A 20,234-nucleotide genomic window follows, 5' to 3' on the forward strand; every position below is an offset into this window, starting at 1 on the left:
CCGGGCACGGTTGCTCATCCTCCGGTCACCGCCCGCACCAGTGGATCGTCTGTGTGGCCGGCCACCCGGGTTGCCGCATCCTCGACCAGTCGGGCGAGCACGTCCGCGAACCCGTCTCCCGCGCCGCTGCCGCCCGCCCCTAGCAGAATGGTCGGCACCAGGCTCGTCAACGCGGTGGTCACGATCGCCTCGACCGCCATGCCACGATCCGCCAGGGATGCGGTGAGCAGCTTGAGCCGCTCGTCCAACTGCCCATAGGTGACGGCGATACCGTCATGGTTCAGAGCGACATCGCCCGCGGCGAACTCTGCCACCTGCGCGACCAACGCGGGCAGGTCGTCGACACCGGGTCCGCCGCCCTCGGCTTCGGTCACCGTGTCTGCGGGTTCGCTCCAGATGTCGATGTCACCCACGATCGCGGCCGAGTCCTCGGTGACATCCTCGAGGATCCGGAGAAGCCGATCCGGGAAGCGTGCCACCGTGGGCTCGTCGAACAGATCTGTCGCATAGAGGAAAGCGGCAGACAGCGTGGACACGGCGCCCTCGGCGTCACGGTTCTCGAGAACCGTGAGCTGCAGGTCCAACTTGGCGGGCACCAGGCCGCTGTCGAATTCCGATGCGGTGAGATCCGGCAACTCCAGGGTGGGGCGGCCGAGGTTCTCGAACGAGAGCATCACCTGCGCGAGCGGCGAGTACGCGGGCGAGCGCTCCGGGTTGAGACGTTCCACAACGCTGTCGAACGGCACGTCTGAATGCGCGTAGGCCTCGAGGTCCACTCGCTTCGCCTGCTGCACGACCTCCGCAAACCGGGCACCTGGATCCACCGAGGTCCGCAGCACCAGGGTATTGACGAACATGCCGACCAGGTCGTCGAGCGCGGCCTCGCCACGCCCGGCCACCGGGGTGGCGATCGCAATGTCCTCGCCACCGGTCAGGCGCGCCAGCAGGACCGCCAGCGCCGCGTGAACGACCATGAACAGCGTCGCATCGCTGCGGCGCGCGAGCTCGTGCAGGCGCGCGGTCAGGTCCGCGCCGATCTCGAAGTCGACCTTGCCGCCGCGCATCGACTGTCGCGCCGGACGGGGCCGGTCCGTCGGCAGCTCGATGAGCCCGGGCATCCCGCGCAGCGCGCGCTCCCAATAGTCGAGCTGACGCGAGGCGAGGGACTCGGGGGCGTCCTCCGCACCGAGCACCTCGCGCTGCCACAGCGCGTAGTCGGCATACTGCACAGCGAGCGGTTCCCAGCCGGGCGCCTGGCCCGTCACGCGCTGCCCATAGGCCAGCATGACGTCCCGTGCCAGGGGCCCCATCGAGGCGCCATCGGCGCTGATGTGATGCACCACCAGGCCGAGGACGAACTCCTGCTCGCCCACACTGAACAGGCGGGTCCGCAGCGGCGGAACCGAGGTGACGTCGAAGCCCTGCGACGCGAACGCGACGAGACCCTCGGTGAGTCGGTCCTCCTCGACCGTGACCGGGTTCAGGTCGATCGGCACGGACGAGACCGGCAGCACCACCTGACGCGGGATGCCCTCGTCCTCGGGGTAGACGGTCCGCACCGACTCGTGCCGCGCCAGCACGTCGGAGACGGCAGCCTCCAGCGCATCGAAGTCGAGGTTTCCGTACAGCCGGACCGCGATCGCGATGTTGTAGGCGGGCGAGGTGGGGTCGAGACGGTTGATCAGCCACATCCGCTGCTGCGCCAGCGAGAGCGGCAGGTGATCGGGCCGGTCAGCCGCGACAAGGGCCGGTCGCGCCGCCCGACCCTCGGCACTGACAGCGCGCGCCGCCAGCTCCGAGACCGTGGCGGCCTCGAACAGGTCTCGAACGCCGAGAGCCGATCCGAGCGCCGAGTTCACCCTGGCCACCACGCGCGTCGCGGAGAGCGAGTTGCCGCCGAGCGCGAAGAACGAATCGCCGACCGACACCCGATCCAAGCCGAGCACCTCCGCGAAGATCGCGGCCACCGTCTCCTCGATCGGAGTGTCGGCTTCGACGAAGTCACTTCCGGCCGAAGCGAATTCGGGATCCGGCAGCGCCTTGCGGTCCAGCTTGCCGTTCACCGTCAGCGGCAGCGCGTCGAGCAACACGATCGACGAGGGCACCATGTGCCCCGGCAGGCTCTGGCCGAGGAACTCCTTCAACGACGCGGCGTCGACCGCATCTTCGGAGACCGGGACCACGTACGAGGCCAGCAGGATGTCGCCGGACGGACCGGGACGCCCGACCGTGACCGCGAAGTCGACCGATTCGTGGGCTCCGAGCGCGGCGTCGATCTCGCCGAGTTCGATGCGGAAGCCGCGCACCTTCACCTGGAAGTCGCTGCGGCCCACGTACTCGATGGCCAGGCCGGTATCGCTGCCAGGCGCCTCGACCCACCGCACCACGTCGCCGGTGCGGTACATCCGGCCACCGGCGGCGCCGAACGGGTCGGCCACGAACCGCTCGGCGCTCAGGCCTGCCCGCCCGTGATAGCCGCGGGCCAGCGCGACCCCCGAGACGTACAGCTCGCCTGCGACGCCGACCGGGACCGGGCGCAGTCGCGCGTCGAGGACCACAGCCGACACGCCACGGATCGGCCCGCCGATGGTGACGGGCTCGCCCGCGACGAGCCGGTCGCTGATGTTGGTCGCGACCGTGCCCTCGGAGGGGCCGTACGCGTTGAACATCGCCCGGCCGACGGACCATCGCGCCACCAGGTCCGGGCTGCAGGCGTCGCCGCCGACGACGACCGTGCGCACGGTGTCGAGTCCGGACGGATCGACGGTCGCCAGCGCGGCCGGGGTGACGAAGGCGTGGGTGACGCCCTCGGTCGCCAGGAGCGCACGCAGCTCCTCGCCGCCGTAGATCTCCGGTCCGGCGATCACCATCGTCGCGCCTGCGCAGACCGCGAGCAGCAGTTCGAGCACCGAGGCGTCGAAGCTCGGCGAGGAGAAGTGCAGCGTGCGCGAGGATGCGGACACCGCATACCGCTCCCGCTGCTCGCTGGCGAAGTTCGCCAGCCCGGTATGGGTGACGACGACGCCCTTCGGCAATCCTGTGGAGCCCGAGGTGTAGATCATGTAGGCGCTGTGCTCGAGCCACAGCGGTGCCGACCGCTCCGCGTCGGCCACGGTGCCCGCCGCCAGTTCCTCGCAGCGCGCGAGGAACTGCGGATCGTCGAGCACGACCCAGGTGACCGACTCGGGCAGCCCCGCGCGGTGCGCGGCGACGGTCAGCCCGATGCGCACGCCCGAATCGGACACCATGTGGGCGATCCGGTCCTCGGGGTATCCGGGGTCGATCGGCAGGTACGCGCCGCCGGCCTTGGACACCGACCACACACCGAGCACGGATTCAACCGAGCGCGGCAACGCCAGCGCCACGAACGTCTCCGGGCCGACACCGGCCGCGATGAGCGCGCGGGCCACCCGGTTCGAGCGCTCGTCGAGCTCCGCGTAGGTCAGCTCGCGGTCACCTGCGACCAGCGCCACCGACTGCGGGTTGGCCGCAGCGGCCGCCGAAAGCAGCTCGGGCAGAGTCGATCCCGCGACCGAGTCCGTGCCGCGCACGGGCACCAGCCGGGCTCGCTCGTCGGCCCCGAGCAACTCGATTCCGCCGACGCGCGCATTCTGGTCCGCCGCGAACGCCTCGAGTACCCGCACGAGGCGGCCGAGGAAGCCCTCGACAGACGCGCGGTCGAATACCGACGGCATGTACTTGAGGTTCAGCTCGAGCGTCTCGCCGAGCAGTCCGACGACCGCGAGCGGATAGTGCGAGCCGTCCCGGACCCCGACATCGAGCAGACGCATGCCCGCGATGTCGGAGTGCTCGGTGAGCCCCTGCCTGTCGACGGGGTAGGACTCGAGCACCACCAGGGTGTCGAACAGGTTTCCCTTGCCCTGCGCCGTCAGGATCTCGCTCAGCCCCATGTGCTGGTGACCGAGGGTCTCGGACTGCTCACGCTGGACACGGGAGAGCAGCTCCGCGACCGACTCCTCGGAATCGAGCTCGATCCGGACGGGGACCGTGTTGATGAAGAGGCCGACCATCGATTCCACGCCAGCCAACTCCGGCGGACGTCCCGAGACGGTGGCACCGAAGACGATGTCGTCGCGGGCGGTGAGCTGGCCGAGCACCACGCCCCAGGCCGCCTGCAGCAAGGTGTTCGTGGTGACCTCGAGGGTCCGGCCCAGCTCGGACAGGCGCCGGTCGAGATCGGCGGACAGCGCCGCGGTCACCTCCTCGGGCACCGCATCCTCCGCTGCCGACTCGCTGCGCGCCGCAAGCAGCGTCGGCTCCTCGATGCCCGCGAGCACCCGATGCCACCTGGCCTTGGTGGCCTCGGCGTCCTGGGCCGCGAGCCACGACAGGAAGTCCCGGTACGAGCGGGCCCTCGGCAGCACGTCGGACGAGCCGGCCGCCGCGTAGAGGGTCAGCAGATCGCGGATGATCAACGGGGTCGACCAGCCGTCCATCAGGATGTGGTGGTTGGTGACCGTGAGCAGCCACTTCGCGGGCGCGGTCTTGATCAGGTGGAAGCGGGTCAGCGGCGCCGAGCCGAGATCGAATCGGGTGGTCCGATCCGCCTCCAGCATCCGCTCCACCTCGACCGCGGCGGCCTGCGGGTCCATCGACGACAGATCGGTCTGCGTCCACGGCAACTGCGCGTCGTGCAGCAGCACCTGCAGGACCTCGCCACCGTCCTCTTCCTGGACGAAGGCGGTCCGGAAGTTCTCGTGCCGATCGATCAGCGCCTGCCCGGCCGTCCGGAGACGATCGGCATCGACCTGGCCACCGAGTTCGAGCAGGATCTGCGCGGTGTAGACGTCGACGTCCGAGGACAGCAGCGAATGGAAGTACATGCCGTGCTGCAACGGCGCGAGCGGCCACACGTCGGTGAGCTTCGGGTACCGCTGCTCGAGCCGGTCCACCTGCTTCTGCGACAGCTCGACGAGATTCAGGTCGGACGGCGTCAATCCACCCGCGTCGCTTCCGCTGGCGAAGGTCGCGATGGCCTCGAGGGCGCAGGCCCACCAGTGCCCGAGCGATCGGGTCTCGTCCTCGCTGAGCAGCCCGCCCGCGAAGGTGAAGGAGGCGGCCAGGTGCGCGTTCGGCCCCTCGCCCTCGATGCCCGCGTTGATCTCGACGGTCGCCGACAACGGGGTCGTGCCGTCGGTGGTCGACATGAATCCGCCGATGCCGACGGAATCGTCCGGCGTCCACGGTGCGCCGATGAGGTGCTCGCCGACCGAAGCCGTGCGTCCCAGGTAGTTGAAGATGATCTGCGGCTCGGGCATGGCGGCCAAACGGGCACCGGTCACCTCCCCGAGGTGACGCAGCATGCCGTAGCCGAGGCCGCCGTCGGGAACCGCGAGCAGCTGCTCCTTGACGGCCTTGACCACCGCTCCCGCGGACGGACCCGCCGCGAGCGCGTCGTCGAGGTCCGCGCCCTCGAGGTCGAGGCGAACCGGGAAGATGCTGGTGAACCAGCCGACGGTGCGGGAAAGATCGGCCCCGGCGATGACGTCGTCATCGCGTCCGTGACCCTCGAGGGACAACAGGACCGAGGACTCGTCGACGCCGCGGTCGCGGCGCCAGCGGGCCACCGCGAGCAGCAGCGCCGACAGCAGTCCGTCGTTGACTCCGCCGTGGAACGCGCGAGGGATGCTGGTCATCACGGCCGAGGTGACCTCGGGCGAGATGTCGATCCGGACCGTCCGTGCGGTCTCCGCCGTGTCGACGGCGGTGTCCAGCGCGCGCGAGCCGAGCACGGGGTCCGGCCCGTCGAGAACCTCGCGCCAGCGGTCGAACTCGGCCGCGCGGGCGTCGCTGCCCGCCTCCTCGAGCAGGCTGTGCGCCCACCGGCGCATGGAGGTGCCGACCGGCTCGAGCGCCACCGGCTGTCCGGCGGCGGTGTTCGACCACGCGAACGCGACGTCGGGGATCAGCACCCGCCAGGAGACACCGTCGACGGCGAGGTGGTGGATCACGATCAGCAGCCGACCAGCACCGGACGGCGAGGTCGTCCTGACCACGGCCACCATCACCCCGGCCGCGGGGTCGAGGCGATCGGCGGCCGCGTCGAGCAGTTCGTCGACGGCTGCCTCGAACTCATCGGTACCGGGCTCGACCGTGAGGGAGACCGTACGCATGAGATCACCGGCGCGCACCGAACCGGGCTCGCCGACCTGGAAGTTCCACTCCCCGTCCGCATGTCGCGCCAGGCGCGAACGCAGCGCATCGTGGTGATCGAGCACGGACTGCAGGGCGTCACGCAGATGTCCGTCGTCGACGGCGTCGGGCAGCGTCAACAGGACGGCCTGTGCCAGCCGGTCGAAGCGCCCGCGATCGACCATCCATCGGACCACCGGCAGCAACGGGAGGTCACCGACGCCACCGCCCGGCAACTCGTCGAGCACGACCTGGACGTCGTCGCTGAGCTGACGGCGCGTGACCACCTCGGCGAGTCCCGCGACCGTCTTGCAGTCGAACACATCCCGGGTCGTGAAGACCGCGCCGGCCTCCTTGGCGCGGGAGACCAGCTGGATCGACATGATGCTGTCGCCGCCCAGCGCGAAGAAGCTGTCCTCCACGCTGACCTCGTCGAGGCCGAGCACCTCGGCGAACACCGCGGCGATGGTCTTCTCCATCGCGGTGGCAGGCGCCACGAACGCCGAGACCGGGGTACGGAAATCCGGTTCCGGCAACGCCTTCCGGTCCACCTTGCCGTTCGCGGTCAGCGGCAGCCGATCCAGCACGATGATCGACGCGGGCACCATGTAACTGGGCACCAGCTCGCCGACGTGACCGATGACGGCGGCGACGTCGAGGTCGGCGCCCGCGACGGGAACGGCGTAGCCGATCAGCCGCTGCCCGAGGTCGCTCTCGTGGACCAGCACGGTGGCCGCAACCACGTCGGGGTGCGCGAGGACCGCGGCCTCGATGTCACCCAGCTCGATCCGGAGTCCGCGGATCTTCACCTGGAAGTCGCTGCGGCCCTGGAACTCGAGCTCGCCATCGGAGTTCCACCACACCACGTCGCCGGTGCGGTACATGCGCGCACCGGCGCCGCGGAACGGGTCCGCGACAAAGGTCGACGCCGTGAGATCGAACCGGTTGCCGTACCCACGCGCGACACCCGCACCGCCGACGTACAGCTCCCCGGTCACCCCGGCAGGGACCGGCCGCAGGCGCTCGTCGAGGACATACAGGTCGACGTTGGGGAGCGCCCCACCGATCGGGATCCGTCCGTCCGGGTAGCTCGCGTGGTCGACGACCAACTCATGGAAGGTCGTCATGTCGGTCACCTCGGTGGGACCGTAGTGGTTGACCAGCCGGGTACCCGCCGCGGCGAGATGCCCCAGCCGCTCCGTACGCATGGCCTCGCCACCGAGAAAGACGGCATCGAGTTCGGGAAGGACGCCCCTGGTGTCGTGATCGAGCAGGACGTTGAACAGGCTCGGCGCCATGTTCGCCGCCCGAGCGACGCCACCCTCGACGATGTCGAGCACTTCCACCGGATCGAACGGCTCGCCTGCGAGGTGGAGCGACCAGCCCTCGGAGAGCGCGACCCAGACATTCTTCTGTGTCTGGTCGAAGCTCGGCGAGCCCGCGACGAGAACACCTTGGCCCGGTTCGAGGGCGACGTGCCCCCGGTACCACTCCACGTTGTTCGCGAACCCGGACATCGGGACGAGCGTCGGCTTCGGCCTGCCGGTCGAACCCGAGGTCGAGATGACGTAGGCGATGCGCTCGCCCGCGTGCGGCTCGGCCCACCGGTTCGCGGGAGCGGTGGGGTCGAGTTCGGCGACGGCGGCCTGCGAGATCGGATCGTCGAGCAGGATGACCTGTCCGTCGAATCCCGCCCGCTCCCACGCGCTCGTGGCGACCACGCAGCTCACCGCGCAGTCCTCGAGGATCGATTGCACCCGATCGGTTGGCAGCGTCGGGTCGACGTAGGCGTAGGCGGCCCCCGCCTTCCATGCGGCCAGCATCCCGACGACCCAGTCCACCGACCGCGGCACCATCAGCGCCACGATGTCGTCGGCCCGGACGCCCCTGGCGATCAGCTCGCGCGCAAGCTGATTTGCGCGCCGGTCGAGTTCACCCCTTGTGACGGTCTTGCCGGAACCGACAACCGCGACCGCGCCCGCGTCACGCCGAACGCTCTCTTCCCAGCGATCGAGGATGTTCGACTCGAAGGGGGCCGACGCACCCGCGCCGAGCGATCGGAGACGCTCCGCCTCCCCCGCCTCGAGGAGGTCGACGCCGCGCACCGCGGAATCGCGCGACGCCGACAGGAAGCGCTCGAGATAGCTCAGGAATCGGTGGTGGTAGCCGTCGAGATCCGACGCGCTGTACAGGTTGGGGTTGCCCTCGAAGTCGATCTGCACGCTCTTGCCCGCGACGCTCGGGTAGAGGTTGACGGCGAGGTCCTCCACGGGACCGGTGCTGAGCACCGTGAGGCGGCCCGTGAGATCACCGAGCTTGATCTCGCGGTGGAACATCATGATGTTGATCGACGGTCCGAAGAAACCGCGCTGGCCGTCGACGGTTCCGGCGTCGCGGCGCATGTCCTCGTGCCGATACCGCTGGCGCCGCAGGGCGCCGGTCAGCTCGAGGTTCGCCTTCCCCATCAGGTCGTCGATGGTGGTGTCACCGTCGATCCGCAGCCGGATCGGGACGACATTGGACACCATGCCACCCGACCGGCGCAGCAGCGCGGACGCCCGTGCGGAGACCGGCAGGCTCAGCACCACGTCGGCATTGCCGGTCATCGCGGCGAGGTAGCCGGCGAAGGCGGCGACGATGGCCGGGGTCTCACCCACGACGCTCGCGGACGCCGTCGCGCCGAGCAGCTCGGCCGTGGACGGCGGAACCTGCTCGCCCGCCACGGTGGCATGCGAATCGACGGGCGCGGTACGGCCCGCGAGACTGGGCGCCGCGGGCAGGTCGGCGACCCGCTCGATCCAGTACTCCCGGTCACGCTGGAACCGGTCGGAGTTCCGGTAGACGAGCTCGTCCTCGTAGATCGCGACGAGATCCGCCGCGTTGCCAGGAGCGATCTCCCGGCCCTCCACGAGCGCCGTGTACACCTCTGCGGCACGGTTGAGCGTGTTCATCGCACCGAAGCCGTCGATGGAGATGTGGTGGAAGCGGCAGTACCAGTAGCTGCGATCGTCGGCCAGCTTCAGAACCGTCGACACGTTGAGGCGCTCGACGAACAGGTCGCGCGCGGATCCGTAGTCGTTGCGCATCCAGGCCTGCGCCGCCGCGACCGGGTCCTCGTGCCCCGAGAAATCGACGAAGTCGACGCGATCGTCGATCGTTCGATCGATGATCTGCTGCGGAAGGCCGTCATCGGCGATCAGTCGCATGTACGCAGAGCCGAGCTCCATGCCTGCGAACCGGCAGGCCTCCGTGAGGACGTCCACGTCGAGGACGCCGTCGACCTCGACGTACTGGGCGATGTTGAGGGGAACGTCTCCTGCGGCCTGCTGAGCGAACCACATGCCACGCTGGGCGGACGAGAGCGGAAACGGTGCGGCATCCTGCGGGTGCGCGCTCACCTGCGCCCCTTCATCCGAAGGTTCAGCAGGTCCGACCGTACCCAGGGCGTCCAACGTTCGCTCCCCCATCTCGACAACACTCGTCGCTGTATCCCGTCATGGCCCCGCCCAAGCGGCGAAATGGTCTTCCGTTCAGTCCATCCATCTCATCGCCGCTCGGCCGATCCGCGTTAGCCGTTTTCCCGAAGGAACCTGGCGTCACGCGCATAAGTCCACGTCAGCGAGGGTGCCCGCGATCGGTGAACAGCGCGCACGGTCCAGCGACCGCGTCGAGGGTCGCTCGATCGGCCTGTGCAGGTTGCGTAGCCTGCCTCCACCTCCCAATGACCCCCGCCACAGCACGCAGTCCGTCATGACCTGCAATACAGCAACCGAAATCATCGCACACCGAAGACGGGAGACCCATTCAGCCGACACGCGTTACGCGCTATTTGCTACCAGCACGCGCCTGTTACTAGCGAGTAACTTAGCGTTCATCACATTTCGGCGAAACCCGCCCCGGCGGACTAGATCAACGCGCGTCCGGCGCCGATACGCCTGCGGATGTCGCGCATCAGCACGTAGTTGGCTCCGTGCCGGACGAAGCGAGGCAGAAACCGGTTGACGAACGAGACGAATACGAACAGGTGCTCGAACCGCCTGCGATCGTCCTCGTTCCACTCGACGCGGAGCTCCTCACGGAACAGCGGCGGCAGGAAACCGACGGTCAGGAAGGTCAACAGGTTCCCGAAGACCAGCCGCAGCGGCCACCCGATCATCCGGAGGTTCACCAGGTCCATCAGATAGGTGCGGACCGTGTCGTCCATCGACACCCGCGAGCAGGCGTTGTTCCAGTAACGGTCGAAGTCGGCCCTGGTGGCCGGCCACATCTCCTCGGTGACCTGCAGGGTGGTCCCCAGCGTGCTCGACGACTGATAGAACGACTCCGCCTCCTCCGCCGACATCGTGCCGTGCAGGAGCTGGTGGGTGTCCTCGAACCCGATGTACAGGCACGCCGCCACCCACAGCTGGAGCTCGCGATTGAAAGCGTTGTACCTGACCGGGCTGTTCTCGTCCGAGCGCACCTGACGGTGCGCGACGTTGACGGCCTCGCGGTAGGCGAGACGTTCCTGGTCGGTTCCCAGAATCGCGACGGTGAGGTACTGAAAGGTCGTCCTGGCCCGCTTCCAGGGATGGCGCATCAGGCTGCCGGACTCCACCTTGCTCTCGATCACCCCGTAGGCCACCTCGGGCCAGCCCAGCTGCATCACCACGTTCGCCGCGCCGCCGGCGAAGGACCAGAAATCCAGTGCCTCGGAGATGTGCGCGGGTCGCCGCGTCCACCTGCGCGCAGACGAGGTGATCCGGATCCTGGTCTGCGCCGTGGTCAGGGCCGGTCCGGCGGCCGAGTCCTTCGGGTAGTGCACGGGCATCGATTTCCCCTGTCCTGGTGACCGTTCTCGTCAGCTATTTCGTGTCGACGTTGTCGACGACCCATCGGTCGCCCTGACGGACGAGGGAGACCACCATCCGGTACTTCTGGGAGTTGCCGTCGGGCGAGACCACGTTCTTCGCCTGCTGGTCAACGAAGACGAGCACCAGCGCGGATGAGTAGTCGATGCGCTCGACCGCCACATGGTCCGCGCTGGCGGTCGCCTGCCCCTTGCCCTCGGTGACTATCTGCGCGAGCGCGTCGACCATCTGGTTGTATTTGTCCGCGAACGCCGGGGTCGACATCTCCATGATCGCGTCGCGGTTCGCATCCAGGCTCTGGAAGTCGAACGAGGACATCGCCACCGAGTACTCCCGCGCGATGTCGACCGCCTCGGCGCGCAGTTCGTCGAGGTGCCGGGCACGGAGCACCTGAATCGTCAGCGCCGCTGCCGTCGCGAGCAACGCGAGCACCAGCAGGAGCGCCACGAGGACCGGTGGTCGACGCAGCGAACGGATCGCGCGAGGAGCCGACAGGGGGTCGTCCTCCGCGTGCTCGGTCGCCTGCATCGCGCCGGGATCACGCGGCGGCGCCGCGACCATGTTGTCAGTTGCCATGTCCGAGGTCCTCCAGAAGCGATTTCCAGTAGTTCAATGCCTCGACCCCGGTCGGGATGAGGATCGGATCGGCGACCACAGGGGGACCGATGGCCGTCCCCGGCGTCGTCGCGTTCTGCAGGCCGAGGCCGCCCGGGCGGGGTGCGTTCCTGGCACCACGCTGCGCAATGTTCGTTCCCGGCGGGCAGTAGTAGGTGAGGTCGGTCTCGGTCGGACTCACGTCGCCGACCGCCCTGCGCACCGTGTCGTAACTGCAGACCGGCCCCTGCGTGGCGACGAGAGCGAAGTTCGCCCGGTCCCCTGTGACGATCGACTCCAGCTTGCCCAGACCCCGCGGGATGTCGACGAGACCGGCGGCGAGGGCGTCGCTGCGGTCCGAGATGACCGGCGCGACGGTCACCAGGTTCGCGAGCACGGCCCCGAATGTGTCGTGGTAGCGATCGAACAGGGCCCTGGCATTGCCGAGTGCCTGTGGGGAGGTGTCGGCGAGGTAGACGAGAACCGGCCCGCTCGAGTCGAGCTGCTCGGTGAAATTGCGCGCCGCCGCCATCCCCCGCCCGAATGAATCGGACTGTCCCGCCATCGCTCCGACCAGAATCGTGGTCCGCTCGAGAAGGGTCTTGAGCGTCGGGGCCTGCTCGTCGAGTTGAGCCGACAGCCGGTCACCGTGCTCGATCATGCTCGCCATCGCCGGACCGAGACCGTCGAACGATGCACCGAGCTCCGTGCCGATATCGCGAACCGCCCGCGGGTCGATGTCCTCGAACAGTCGGGATGCCTGCAACATCATCTGACTCATCTGGACCGGCTGCTCCTCGGCAGGCGCGGCGAGCTCGTCACCCTCAGTGAGATAAGGGCCTCGATCGGTGTTGGGGAAGATGTCGACGTTCTGGATGCCTGCGGCTGTCCCCATCCCGACCCGGGCGACACTGTCCCGCGGGATCTGGGTCCCCGGGTCGAGGTCGAACTCCACACGGGCACCACGGATGTCGGGGTCGAGCGAGACACCCGCCACCTTCCCGACCGTGACCCCCCGATAGGTGACGCTGGTGCCCGCGGTGAGCCCGAGCGCGTCCGTCATCGTGGAATGCACCCGTATCGGATCCCCGAACGCCTGCGGCCCGAGGACGTAGTTGATGCCGAACGGGATGACGATCGCCGATGTCAGGGCGAACAGCACCAATTGGACCAGCACGAGGCGTCTCATCGGACACCACCCGGGGTCGGCGCAGGCAGCGGGACACCGCCTGCCAACAACGATGCCAGTGTTCCCGCCGGCGCGCTCACGGCACCGCCTGGCAGCGATCCCCCGGTGATCAGCTTGTCGATACCGCCCGGGATGTCGAGCGCGCCATCGAAGTTCAGATAGTCCCCGTGCACGGAGCGCCCGAAGTTCCCCAGGAAGGTGTTCATGTTGTCCAGCGTCGAGGCGATCCTGCCGTTGACGCTGTTCAACGCCCCGATCACCGTGCCGGCGTCGGCGAGCATGCCGTCGATGCCCCGCGGCGATGCGGCGAGAATTACGTCGGCATTGCTCGCCAGTGCGGTCGTCGAGGCGAGCAGCGATGCGATGGAATCTCTTTGCTGCGTGAGCAGTTCGACCGCACCCGGCATCGCCTCGAGGTAGCCGTCGACCACGCGTTGCTGGTCCACCAACTGCTGTGAGACCCGCGCCGCGAGATCGATGGCGGCGTCGAACTCACTCCGATTGGCGGTGGCGCCTGCCATCAGAGAGGCCAGCGTGTCCATCAGTCCCCGCACCTCACCCGACCGGCCCGCAAACGCCGTGTTCAACTCGCCGACGACGGTCTGCAATTGGCTCAACCCGCTTCCGCTGACGATCGTGCCGAGGGTGGCGAGCGCGCTCTCGATCTGCGGTCCGATCGTCGTGCGGGACTCGACGATGACATCGCCCTCCCGCAGCGGTCGCGACGAGGGCTGCGCGGGTTCGGCGAGCCTGATGAACGGGTTCCCCAGCGCCGACGGCAGTTCCACGGACGCCTCGACGTTGTCCGGCAGTTCGGTTGCGAGTTCGAGACTCAACGAGACCCTTGCCCCCACCGTGTCGGTCGCCAGGGCGGCGACGCGACCGATCACCTTCTGCCCATTGAGCACATCGGCACCCGGCAGCAATCCATCCGCGGTGGCGAGCTGCAGCGTGACCGCGTAGTCGGGACCGTCCGCCGTGCGGCCGAGCGGCAGATCCGCGATGCCGACGCCGCAGCCGGCGAGGAACAGACTGCCTGCCACCGCGGCGCAGGCGAGACCGATCAATCTGCGGCGCATCAGTTCCCCCTCGGCGGCAGTGCACCACCGGTGACCGCCGAGACGATGCCGAGCGGATCGGAGGCACTGACCGGGAACGAGATCGGATTGGTGAACCCGGCCCCGGTGCACAGCGGCAGCGGGTAGGCATCGCAGAGCGGCTTCGCGACGGCGAACTGGGTCAGCGCCGTCGAGACATTCAGCCGGATCCGGCCCCGATTGTCGGGGCCGACGGTGTTGGACAGGTTCTGCATCAGCAGCGGCACCACGTCCATGAACTCGGCGAGTCCCGCCTGGTTCGCCGCCAGCGAGTCGCCGAGCACCCGCGTGTTCTCGGCAATCGTGCCCACATCGTCTCCGTGTCGGGTCATGAAGCTGTTGACCTGATCGAGCACCACGCGCAGGTCCTGCAGCGGTCCTGCGATGTCGATCTTCTGCGCCGACCACTCGTCCCCCAGCTCTCCGAGGTCGGCGACGAGCGTGTCCAGGCTGACCTGGCGGGCATCCAGCGCGGTCATCAGCGTGTTGAGGTTGCGCACAAGCGCACCGATGTCCTCGGCCCGCGCTCCGACCACTCCCGTTGCCGCACTGAGGTTCTTGATGGCGGCGTTGAACTGATCGCCGTTGCCCCGCCAGTTGTCCGCGACCTCGGTCAACAGGTCGCCTGCGCTGCCACCCGGCCGGTCCGGTGCGCCGCCGAGGGCATCGGTCAGCGTGCTGATGCTGCCCATCAGCCCGTCGAAGTCGATCGGGGCGTGGCTGCGTTCCACGGGGATCTCGGCACCGTCCTCGAGCTTCGGCCCGCCACCGTAGGTGGGTCCGAGCTCGAGGTGTCGGTCGCTGATGACCGACGGGTTGAGCACATAGGCATTCGCGTCGGCGGGCAGCTCCACCTCGCCGGGCACCGTCATCGTCACGCGCACCGAGGTGCCCTCGGGCTGCACCGCGATCACCGACCCGACCGGGACCCCGAGCACCGTGACCTTGCTGCCGGGGTAGATCCCGTTGACGTAGGCGAAGTTCGCGTACACGGTCTTCGAGTCGTCGGTGCGGGCGAAGACGAACCATCCCGCCGCCACCAGCCCGACGGCGAGCGCGAGCGCGGTCGCGACTCGCGACAATCGAGCGGTGGTCATCTGCACCCCTGCATCACTCCGAGGGCGCACAGCATGTTGTCCGGGATCACCGCGGCGGGCGCATTGACGTCGGTCCAGGCCCCGTTTCCGGTCGCATCGGTCGCGGAACGGAGTGCGGGTGGCAGCCGATCCATCATCAGCTCGATGTTGCCCGCGTTGGTCCTCAGTGTGTCGGTGATCGACACGAGGTTCGTGACCAGCTGGCCGAACTCCTCCTGATGGTCGGCCATCGACGTGGACAGTGTTGCCACCACCGCACTGAGGTTGTCCACCAGTTCGGTCAGCGCCTGCTTCCTGACGGCGAGGATCTGCACCACGGTCTGCGCGTTCGACATGGTCGTCGCCAGCGAATCACTCTGACGGACAACGAGATCTGAGAGCGACCGGGACATCGTGAGAAGTTCGTCGATCTGCTGCCCGTTCTCGGCGAACGCGGCCGATGCGCCACTGAGCCCGGCGAGGGTCTTCCCGAGTTGGTCCGAATCGGCCGGCATGATCTGTGACAACGTGGTCATCATCGCCTGTATCGAGTCGACATCGACACCCTCGGCCGCCGCCGTCGCGTCCCTGCTGACGTCGTCGAGGCTGTACGGAACTGTGGTGCGGGAGCGCGGTATGACGGTGCCGCCGTCGTCCACCCCGGCGGGCACGATCTCGAGGTATCGCTTGCCGAGCACGGTCTTGAGCCGCACCGTTGCGGTGCTCTGATTGCCCAATGGCTGCTGCTTGTCCAGCCGGAAGTCGACGCGCACATGATCGCCGGCCAGCTCGATCTCCTCCACCCGACCGGCGGGCACCCCGGCCACGTAGACCGGGTCACCGCCGGACAATCCGGCGGCGTTGTCGAGCTCGGCGACAAAGGGACTGGTCCGCGCCACGTACCACGCCTTCGGCGCGCCGATCGCGATGCCGAGGCCCGCCACCAGCGCAACGATCCCGAGCGCGCCGAGGACCATCGGCGTGCCACTGCCCGGCCGTCGGTCGCCGGTGAACAGGAACCGCACGACGCCGACGAACATGTCGATCAGTTTCACCAGGAACATCATGAGCACACCGGGGAATGCGTGGTGCCGAAGATGTTCGCTTCCACGTCGCCCGCCTTCAGAGTGAAGTTGCAGAGGTAGAGATTGACGAACCCGCCGTAACTGCCCATCCGGTTGATCGTGGCCCCGAACTCCGGCATCTTCGCCACGAAGGCGTTGAACTCGTCGGTGCTCGCGACCCAACTGTCGGTCACCGCCTTCAGGTCGGTCACCGATCTCCCGAACGCCCCGTTGGACCGGGCCATCGCCTGTGCCATCTGAGCAACGGCACGATTACCGTCGCCGAGCAGCGCGATCAGTTGATCGCTGTTGCCCGCCACCGAGGTGCTCAGCCCGCTGAGCCCCGCCAGCAACTGCTCGAGCTGAGGGGCCCTCGCCTCGACCGAACCGAGCAACGAGGCCAGGTTGTCGACCAACCGCTCGATCACGTCCTGCCGATCGACCAGCCCGGTACTCAGGGAGCCGATCTGCGCGAGCAGGGCCGCGATCGTCTGTCCCTGACCGCTGAACGTCTCCACGAATCCGCGGGTGAGGGTGTTGACCTGATCCGGGGCGAGCGCGTCGAACAGCGGACGGAACCCGTTCATCAGCGCGGTCAGGTCCACGGGCGGCGTGGTCTGCGCGACCGGGATCAGCCCGCCCGGCTCGAGGGCGGCCGGGCGCTGCCGGTCGTTTCGGGTCGCGAGCGCCACCGTGTCGAACGTGGCACCGTCCGGTTGTGTCAGCGCGATGTAGCGTGCGCCGAGCATGTCGCCGTATCGGACCGCGGCCGTGACGTCCCTGGCCAGCGTGTGCTCCGACCCGACCTCGATCCGGACCACGGCCTTGCTGGTGCCGCCGCCCGCGTCGGCGAAGTCGATGGTCTCGACGCGACCGACGCGGACGCCGGCCATGGTCACCGGGTTGCCGGGGTTCAGCCCCTCCACGTCGGTGAATTCGAGCGTGTACCGGTCGGTGGCCCCGCGCACCGGAACCGTCAGCGTGTTCGCCACGAACGACGCGCACAGCGCGCCGGTGACGCAGAAGCCGATGGCCTTCAGCGCGGGCACCCAACCGATCTTCATCGGACGGTCACCTCGCTGCCCCGCACCATCGGTCCGAGCATGACGACGGTCGCCGGGTTCGGCATTGCCTCCGGATCGGTGCTCGTGCTCTTCTCCCCCAGGCCGGCCTCGAGGAGGTTCAGCACCGGCGCCTCACGCCCCACGTCGACCACGGGCTGGCGTCCCGGTTGCGCGGACAAGGACTGGGCCCCACCGCAGTCGGCGCCATACTCGTCTCCGTAGTGCGGGCAGTCGGACGCCGTATACGGCAGCGGACCCTGGAACGTCGGCACCGCGGTGATGTTGAACTTTCCGGTGGCGAACACGCGTGCGCCCGCCGCCCCGAAGGTCTCGGCGCCGGTCAGGGTGTCGACCAACCCCGACGGGTTCGCCGCGGTGGTCGCCAGGATGGTTCCGGTCGAATCGACCACGGTGATGATCTGATCGCGCTGCTCCCCGACGAACGATGACGCCACCGAGGCGAATCCCGCCGCGCTCCCCAACATCGCCGCAACCTGCCCGCCGTGATCGACCATTCGCTGCGACACCGATGTCGCCGCGGTCAGGGTGGCGAGCACGTCCGGCGTGGCCGAGTCGAGCGCCGCCATCACCGAACGGAACTCGGGAGTGGCGGCGACGAACCGCTCTGCGGCTGGGGCCAGCGTTCGTGATGCCGAACCGAGCTGGTCGACGATTCGACCGACCGTCTCCCCCCGGCCGTCGAGCGCCTGGCCCAGCGCGGTCAGCGCGGTCTGCATCTTCTGTGGCTGCATCTGGTCGAGAACGTCGACCATCTTCTTGTAGACCCCGTAGAGCGCCACCGCGTCCGGACCGGCATCCACCGCTATCGCGTCGCCGTCCGCGAGCGCGGACCCCGCCTGAGCGTCCGGGGCGTCGACCAGCTGGATGTAGATGTCCCCGAAGAACGTCCGGGGTACTACCCGTGCGCGGACCGAGGACGGAACCTGCCCGATCGCGGCGGCATCGATCTGCAGGCGCACCACAGAAGATTCTGTGCCCGAGTCGATTCCGGCGATCCGGCCGATGTTGACACCGGAGTAACGCACCGGCGCCTCACCGGTGATCAGGCCGGCCGAGGCCGGGATGGCGACGACCACCACGGGATCGCTGCGCAGATTCCCCGATCCGCGCAGCACCATCGTCACCGCGACGAGCGCACCGACCAGCACCGCGATCGCCCCGCGCAGCGCGAGGCTCGCACGCGACCGCCCCGTGAACTGGTCCACCTCAGACCCCCATTCCCGGGATCTCGGGGACCAGTCCCCACAGCGCGAAGGTCATCAGCACATCGAGGACGCCGATCGCGAGGATCGCGGTGCGCAGGGCGCGGCCCGCAGCCTGCCCGACCCCCGCGGGTCCGCCCGAGGCGTAGTAGCCGTACGCGCAGTGCACAAGCGAGACAACCGCGGCGAAGACCACCGCCTTGAGGGCGGAGTACACGAGGTCCTGCGGGGACAGTGCAAGGTGGAAGAAGTAGTCGTAAGTTCCCGCGGAGGCGCCACCCCAGAACACGATCACCAGCCGTGTCGAGAGATAGCTCGCGAGCAATCCGACCATGAAGATGGGCAGGACGCAGACCATGGCGGCCAGCACCCGGGTGCCCGCGAGGAACGGGATCGAGCGGATCGCCATCGCGTCTAGCGCGTCGATCTCGTCCGAGATCCGCATCGCGCCGATCTGCGCGGTGAATCCGGTGCCCACCTTGGCCGCCAGCGCGATCGCGACCACGACAGGGGCGAGCTCGCGGGTGTTCGCGATGGCGGAGAGCATTCCCGACATCGTCGTCATCCCGACCAGCTCGAGTCCGCGTTGCGTCTCGACACCGAGCATCATCGCGGCGGCCAGCGACATCGCGAACACGATTCCGACGGTGCCGCCCCCGGAGAGCAGCGAGTTCGTGCCGAAGCTGACCTCGCTGATCTGACCGAGGACATGTTTGCGGTACCTCGTGAGCGCGAACGGAATCGACGCGACCGTCCGTGAGTAGAAGGTCACGTGCTTGCCGACGTCGACCAGTGCTCCGTAGACCGCCCTGGCGGGCGCCGTTGACCGACGTCGCGCGCGGACCATCGTGTCGAAGCCCACCATCAGTAGGACCCCACAGCCGGGACGATCACTGTGTAGAGCGCGGACAGCGCGGCGTTGACGATGAACACCAGCGCGAAGGCGATCACCACCGCCTCGTTGACCGCGTCCGCGACTCCGCGCGGTCCGCCCTTGGTGTGCAAGCCCTTGAAGGTTGCGACCAGGGTCGATGTGAGGCCGAAGATCGCCGCCTTCACCAGCGCCATCACGAAGTCGGACATCCGCCCGTACTGGCTGAAGGTCGACATGAACGTTCCGGCCGGAAGATGTTGAACGTAAATATGATAGAGGTAGCAGGCCATCACGCCGCCGAAGGTCACCATCGAACACAGCGCGAGCGAGACCACCACCGCGGCGACCAGCCGGGGCGCGACCAGACGCTCGACGACGTCGATGCCCATGACCTCCATGGCATCGATCTCCTCGCGGATCTTGCGTGACCCCAGGTCGGTACAGATCGCCGAACCCGCCACGCCCGCCATCATCAACGCGCACACGAGCGCGGCGGCCTGACCGACGATGATGAACGCCACCACCGCGCCCGAGTACCCACCCGCGCCGATCCGGCCCGCGAGCTCGCCGACCGACACCGCGATGAACACGCCGATCGGGATCATCAGCAGCAACGAGGGGCCGGTGCTGACCCGGCCGATGAACAACGTCTGGGTGATGGTCTCGTGCAGCGACAAACGACGCCGGAACACGGCGCGAGCCAACCCGACGAGCGACAGAACCGCGAAACCGATCAGGTACCCGCCCTGGTTCGCGACGTCGCGAACGGGCCCCTTGGCGACCGGTAGTTCGTACGTCATCGCCAGAGCCCCCTCTCAGCCAGTTCGCGATCGAAGCCCTGTGGGCTCCGAGTGTGTGAAGCCTCTCACGGCAGACAGCCCACCGCAAGGATTAAGTAAACGATGATTCTCATGGATTTCGGCCACGACGACCGCGCAGCATCTCGATCGAGATGCGCAAAACTCGTTGTCAACAGAATATTTCGTTCTATCTGATACACGCAGATACGACACGAGTTAACAGAGCTTTGAGACTACGCGAGACGAGCGG

Annotated in this window: 11 protein-coding genes; all 11 read right to left on the minus strand. The window is 68.3% G+C overall.

Annotated features, from left to right (window positions below):
• Positions 1-14: 14 nt before the first annotated feature.
• On the minus strand, positions 15-9,551 hold the full coding sequence (locus RM1_RS03590) for a non-ribosomal peptide synthetase (protein WP_072750015.1): 9,537 nt from the start codon (positions 9,549-9,551) through the stop codon (positions 15-17).
• Positions 9,552-10,057: 506 nt separating this feature from the next.
• Positions 10,058-10,963 (minus strand): oxygenase MpaB family protein, encoded by a 906-nt coding sequence (locus tag RM1_RS03595; RefSeq protein WP_072750016.1) that lies wholly within the window; start codon positions 10,961-10,963, stop codon positions 10,058-10,060.
• 34 nt (positions 10,964-10,997) lie between these two features.
• The gene (locus tag RM1_RS03600) at positions 10,998-11,579 is read right to left on the minus strand and encodes an Rv1363c family protein (RefSeq protein ID WP_245815998.1); all 582 of its coding nucleotides are present in this window, start codon (positions 11,577-11,579) and stop codon (positions 10,998-11,000) included.
• Positions 11,569-12,786 (minus strand): MlaD family protein, encoded by a 1,218-nt coding sequence (locus tag RM1_RS03605; protein ID WP_072750017.1) that lies wholly within the window; start codon positions 12,784-12,786, stop codon positions 11,569-11,571. Before RM1_RS03605 ends, RM1_RS03600 begins: the two co-directional genes overlap by 11 nt.
• The gene (locus RM1_RS03610; RefSeq protein WP_072750018.1) at positions 12,783-13,865 is read right to left on the minus strand and encodes an MCE family protein; all 1,083 of its coding nucleotides are present in this window, start codon (positions 13,863-13,865) and stop codon (positions 12,783-12,785) included. The genes RM1_RS03605 and RM1_RS03610 overlap by 4 nt, the downstream gene beginning before the upstream one ends.
• Positions 13,865-14,980 (minus strand): MCE family protein, encoded by a 1,116-nt coding sequence (locus tag RM1_RS03615; RefSeq protein WP_072750057.1) that lies wholly within the window; start codon positions 14,978-14,980, stop codon positions 13,865-13,867. The genes RM1_RS03610 and RM1_RS03615 overlap by 1 nt, the downstream gene beginning before the upstream one ends.
• Complete coding sequence (locus RM1_RS03620) at positions 14,977-16,023, minus strand: MCE family protein (protein ID WP_072750058.1); 1,047 nt, start codon at positions 16,021-16,023, stop codon at positions 14,977-14,979. Before RM1_RS03620 ends, RM1_RS03615 begins: the two co-directional genes overlap by 4 nt.
• Entirely contained in the window at positions 16,023-17,087 is a 1,065-nt protein-coding gene (locus RM1_RS03625; RefSeq protein ID WP_072750019.1) for an MCE family protein, read from the minus strand. Before RM1_RS03625 ends, RM1_RS03620 begins: the two co-directional genes overlap by 1 nt.
• The gene (locus tag RM1_RS03630) at positions 17,084-18,313 is read right to left on the minus strand and encodes an MCE family protein (protein ID WP_072750020.1); all 1,230 of its coding nucleotides are present in this window, start codon (positions 18,311-18,313) and stop codon (positions 17,084-17,086) included. Before RM1_RS03630 ends, RM1_RS03625 begins: the two co-directional genes overlap by 4 nt.
• Position 18,314: 1 nt before the next feature.
• On the minus strand, positions 18,315-19,175 hold the full coding sequence (locus tag RM1_RS03635) for an MlaE family ABC transporter permease (protein WP_072750021.1): 861 nt from the start codon (positions 19,173-19,175) through the stop codon (positions 18,315-18,317).
• Complete coding sequence (locus tag RM1_RS03640) at positions 19,175-19,984, minus strand: MlaE family ABC transporter permease (RefSeq protein WP_072750022.1); 810 nt, start codon at positions 19,982-19,984, stop codon at positions 19,175-19,177. Before RM1_RS03640 ends, RM1_RS03635 begins: the two co-directional genes overlap by 1 nt.
• Between the last annotated feature and the right edge of the window lie 250 nt (positions 19,985-20,234).

Source organism: Rhodococcus maanshanensis NBRC 100610, assembly GCF_001894865.1.
Classification (GTDB): domain Bacteria; phylum Actinomycetota; class Actinomycetes; order Mycobacteriales; family Mycobacteriaceae; genus Rhodococcus_G; species Rhodococcus_G maanshanensis.

Bases quoted from the DNA above. Each gene is read 5' to 3' on its own strand.
- RM1_RS03625 (WP_072750019.1), bottom strand. From the start codon at position 17,087: ATGAAGATCGGTTGGGTGCCCGCGCTGAAGGCCATCGGCTTCTGCGTC.
- RM1_RS03605 (WP_072750017.1), bottom strand. From the start codon at position 12,786: ATGAGACGCCTCGTGCTGGTCCAATTGGTGCTGTTCGCCCTGACATCG.
- RM1_RS03620 (WP_072750058.1), bottom strand. From the start codon at position 16,023: ATGTTCCTGGTGAAACTGATCGACATGTTCGTCGGCGTCGTGCGGTTC.
- RM1_RS03600 (WP_245815998.1), bottom strand. From the start codon at position 11,579: ATGGCAACTGACAACATGGTCGCGGCGCCGCCGCGTGATCCCGGCGCG.
- RM1_RS03595 (WP_072750016.1), bottom strand. From the start codon at position 10,963: ATGCCCGTGCACTACCCGAAGGACTCGGCCGCCGGACCGGCCCTGACC.
- RM1_RS03610 (WP_072750018.1), bottom strand. From the start codon at position 13,865: ATGCGCCGCAGATTGATCGGTCTCGCCTGCGCCGCGGTGGCAGGCAGT.
- RM1_RS03640 (WP_072750022.1), bottom strand. From the start codon at position 19,984: ATGACGTACGAACTACCGGTCGCCAAGGGGCCCGTTCGCGACGTCGCG.
- RM1_RS03635 (WP_072750021.1), bottom strand. From the start codon at position 19,175: ATGGTGGGCTTCGACACGATGGTCCGCGCGCGACGTCGGTCAACGGCG.
- RM1_RS03615 (WP_072750057.1), bottom strand. From the start codon at position 14,980: ATGACCACCGCTCGATTGTCGCGAGTCGCGACCGCGCTCGCGCTCGCC.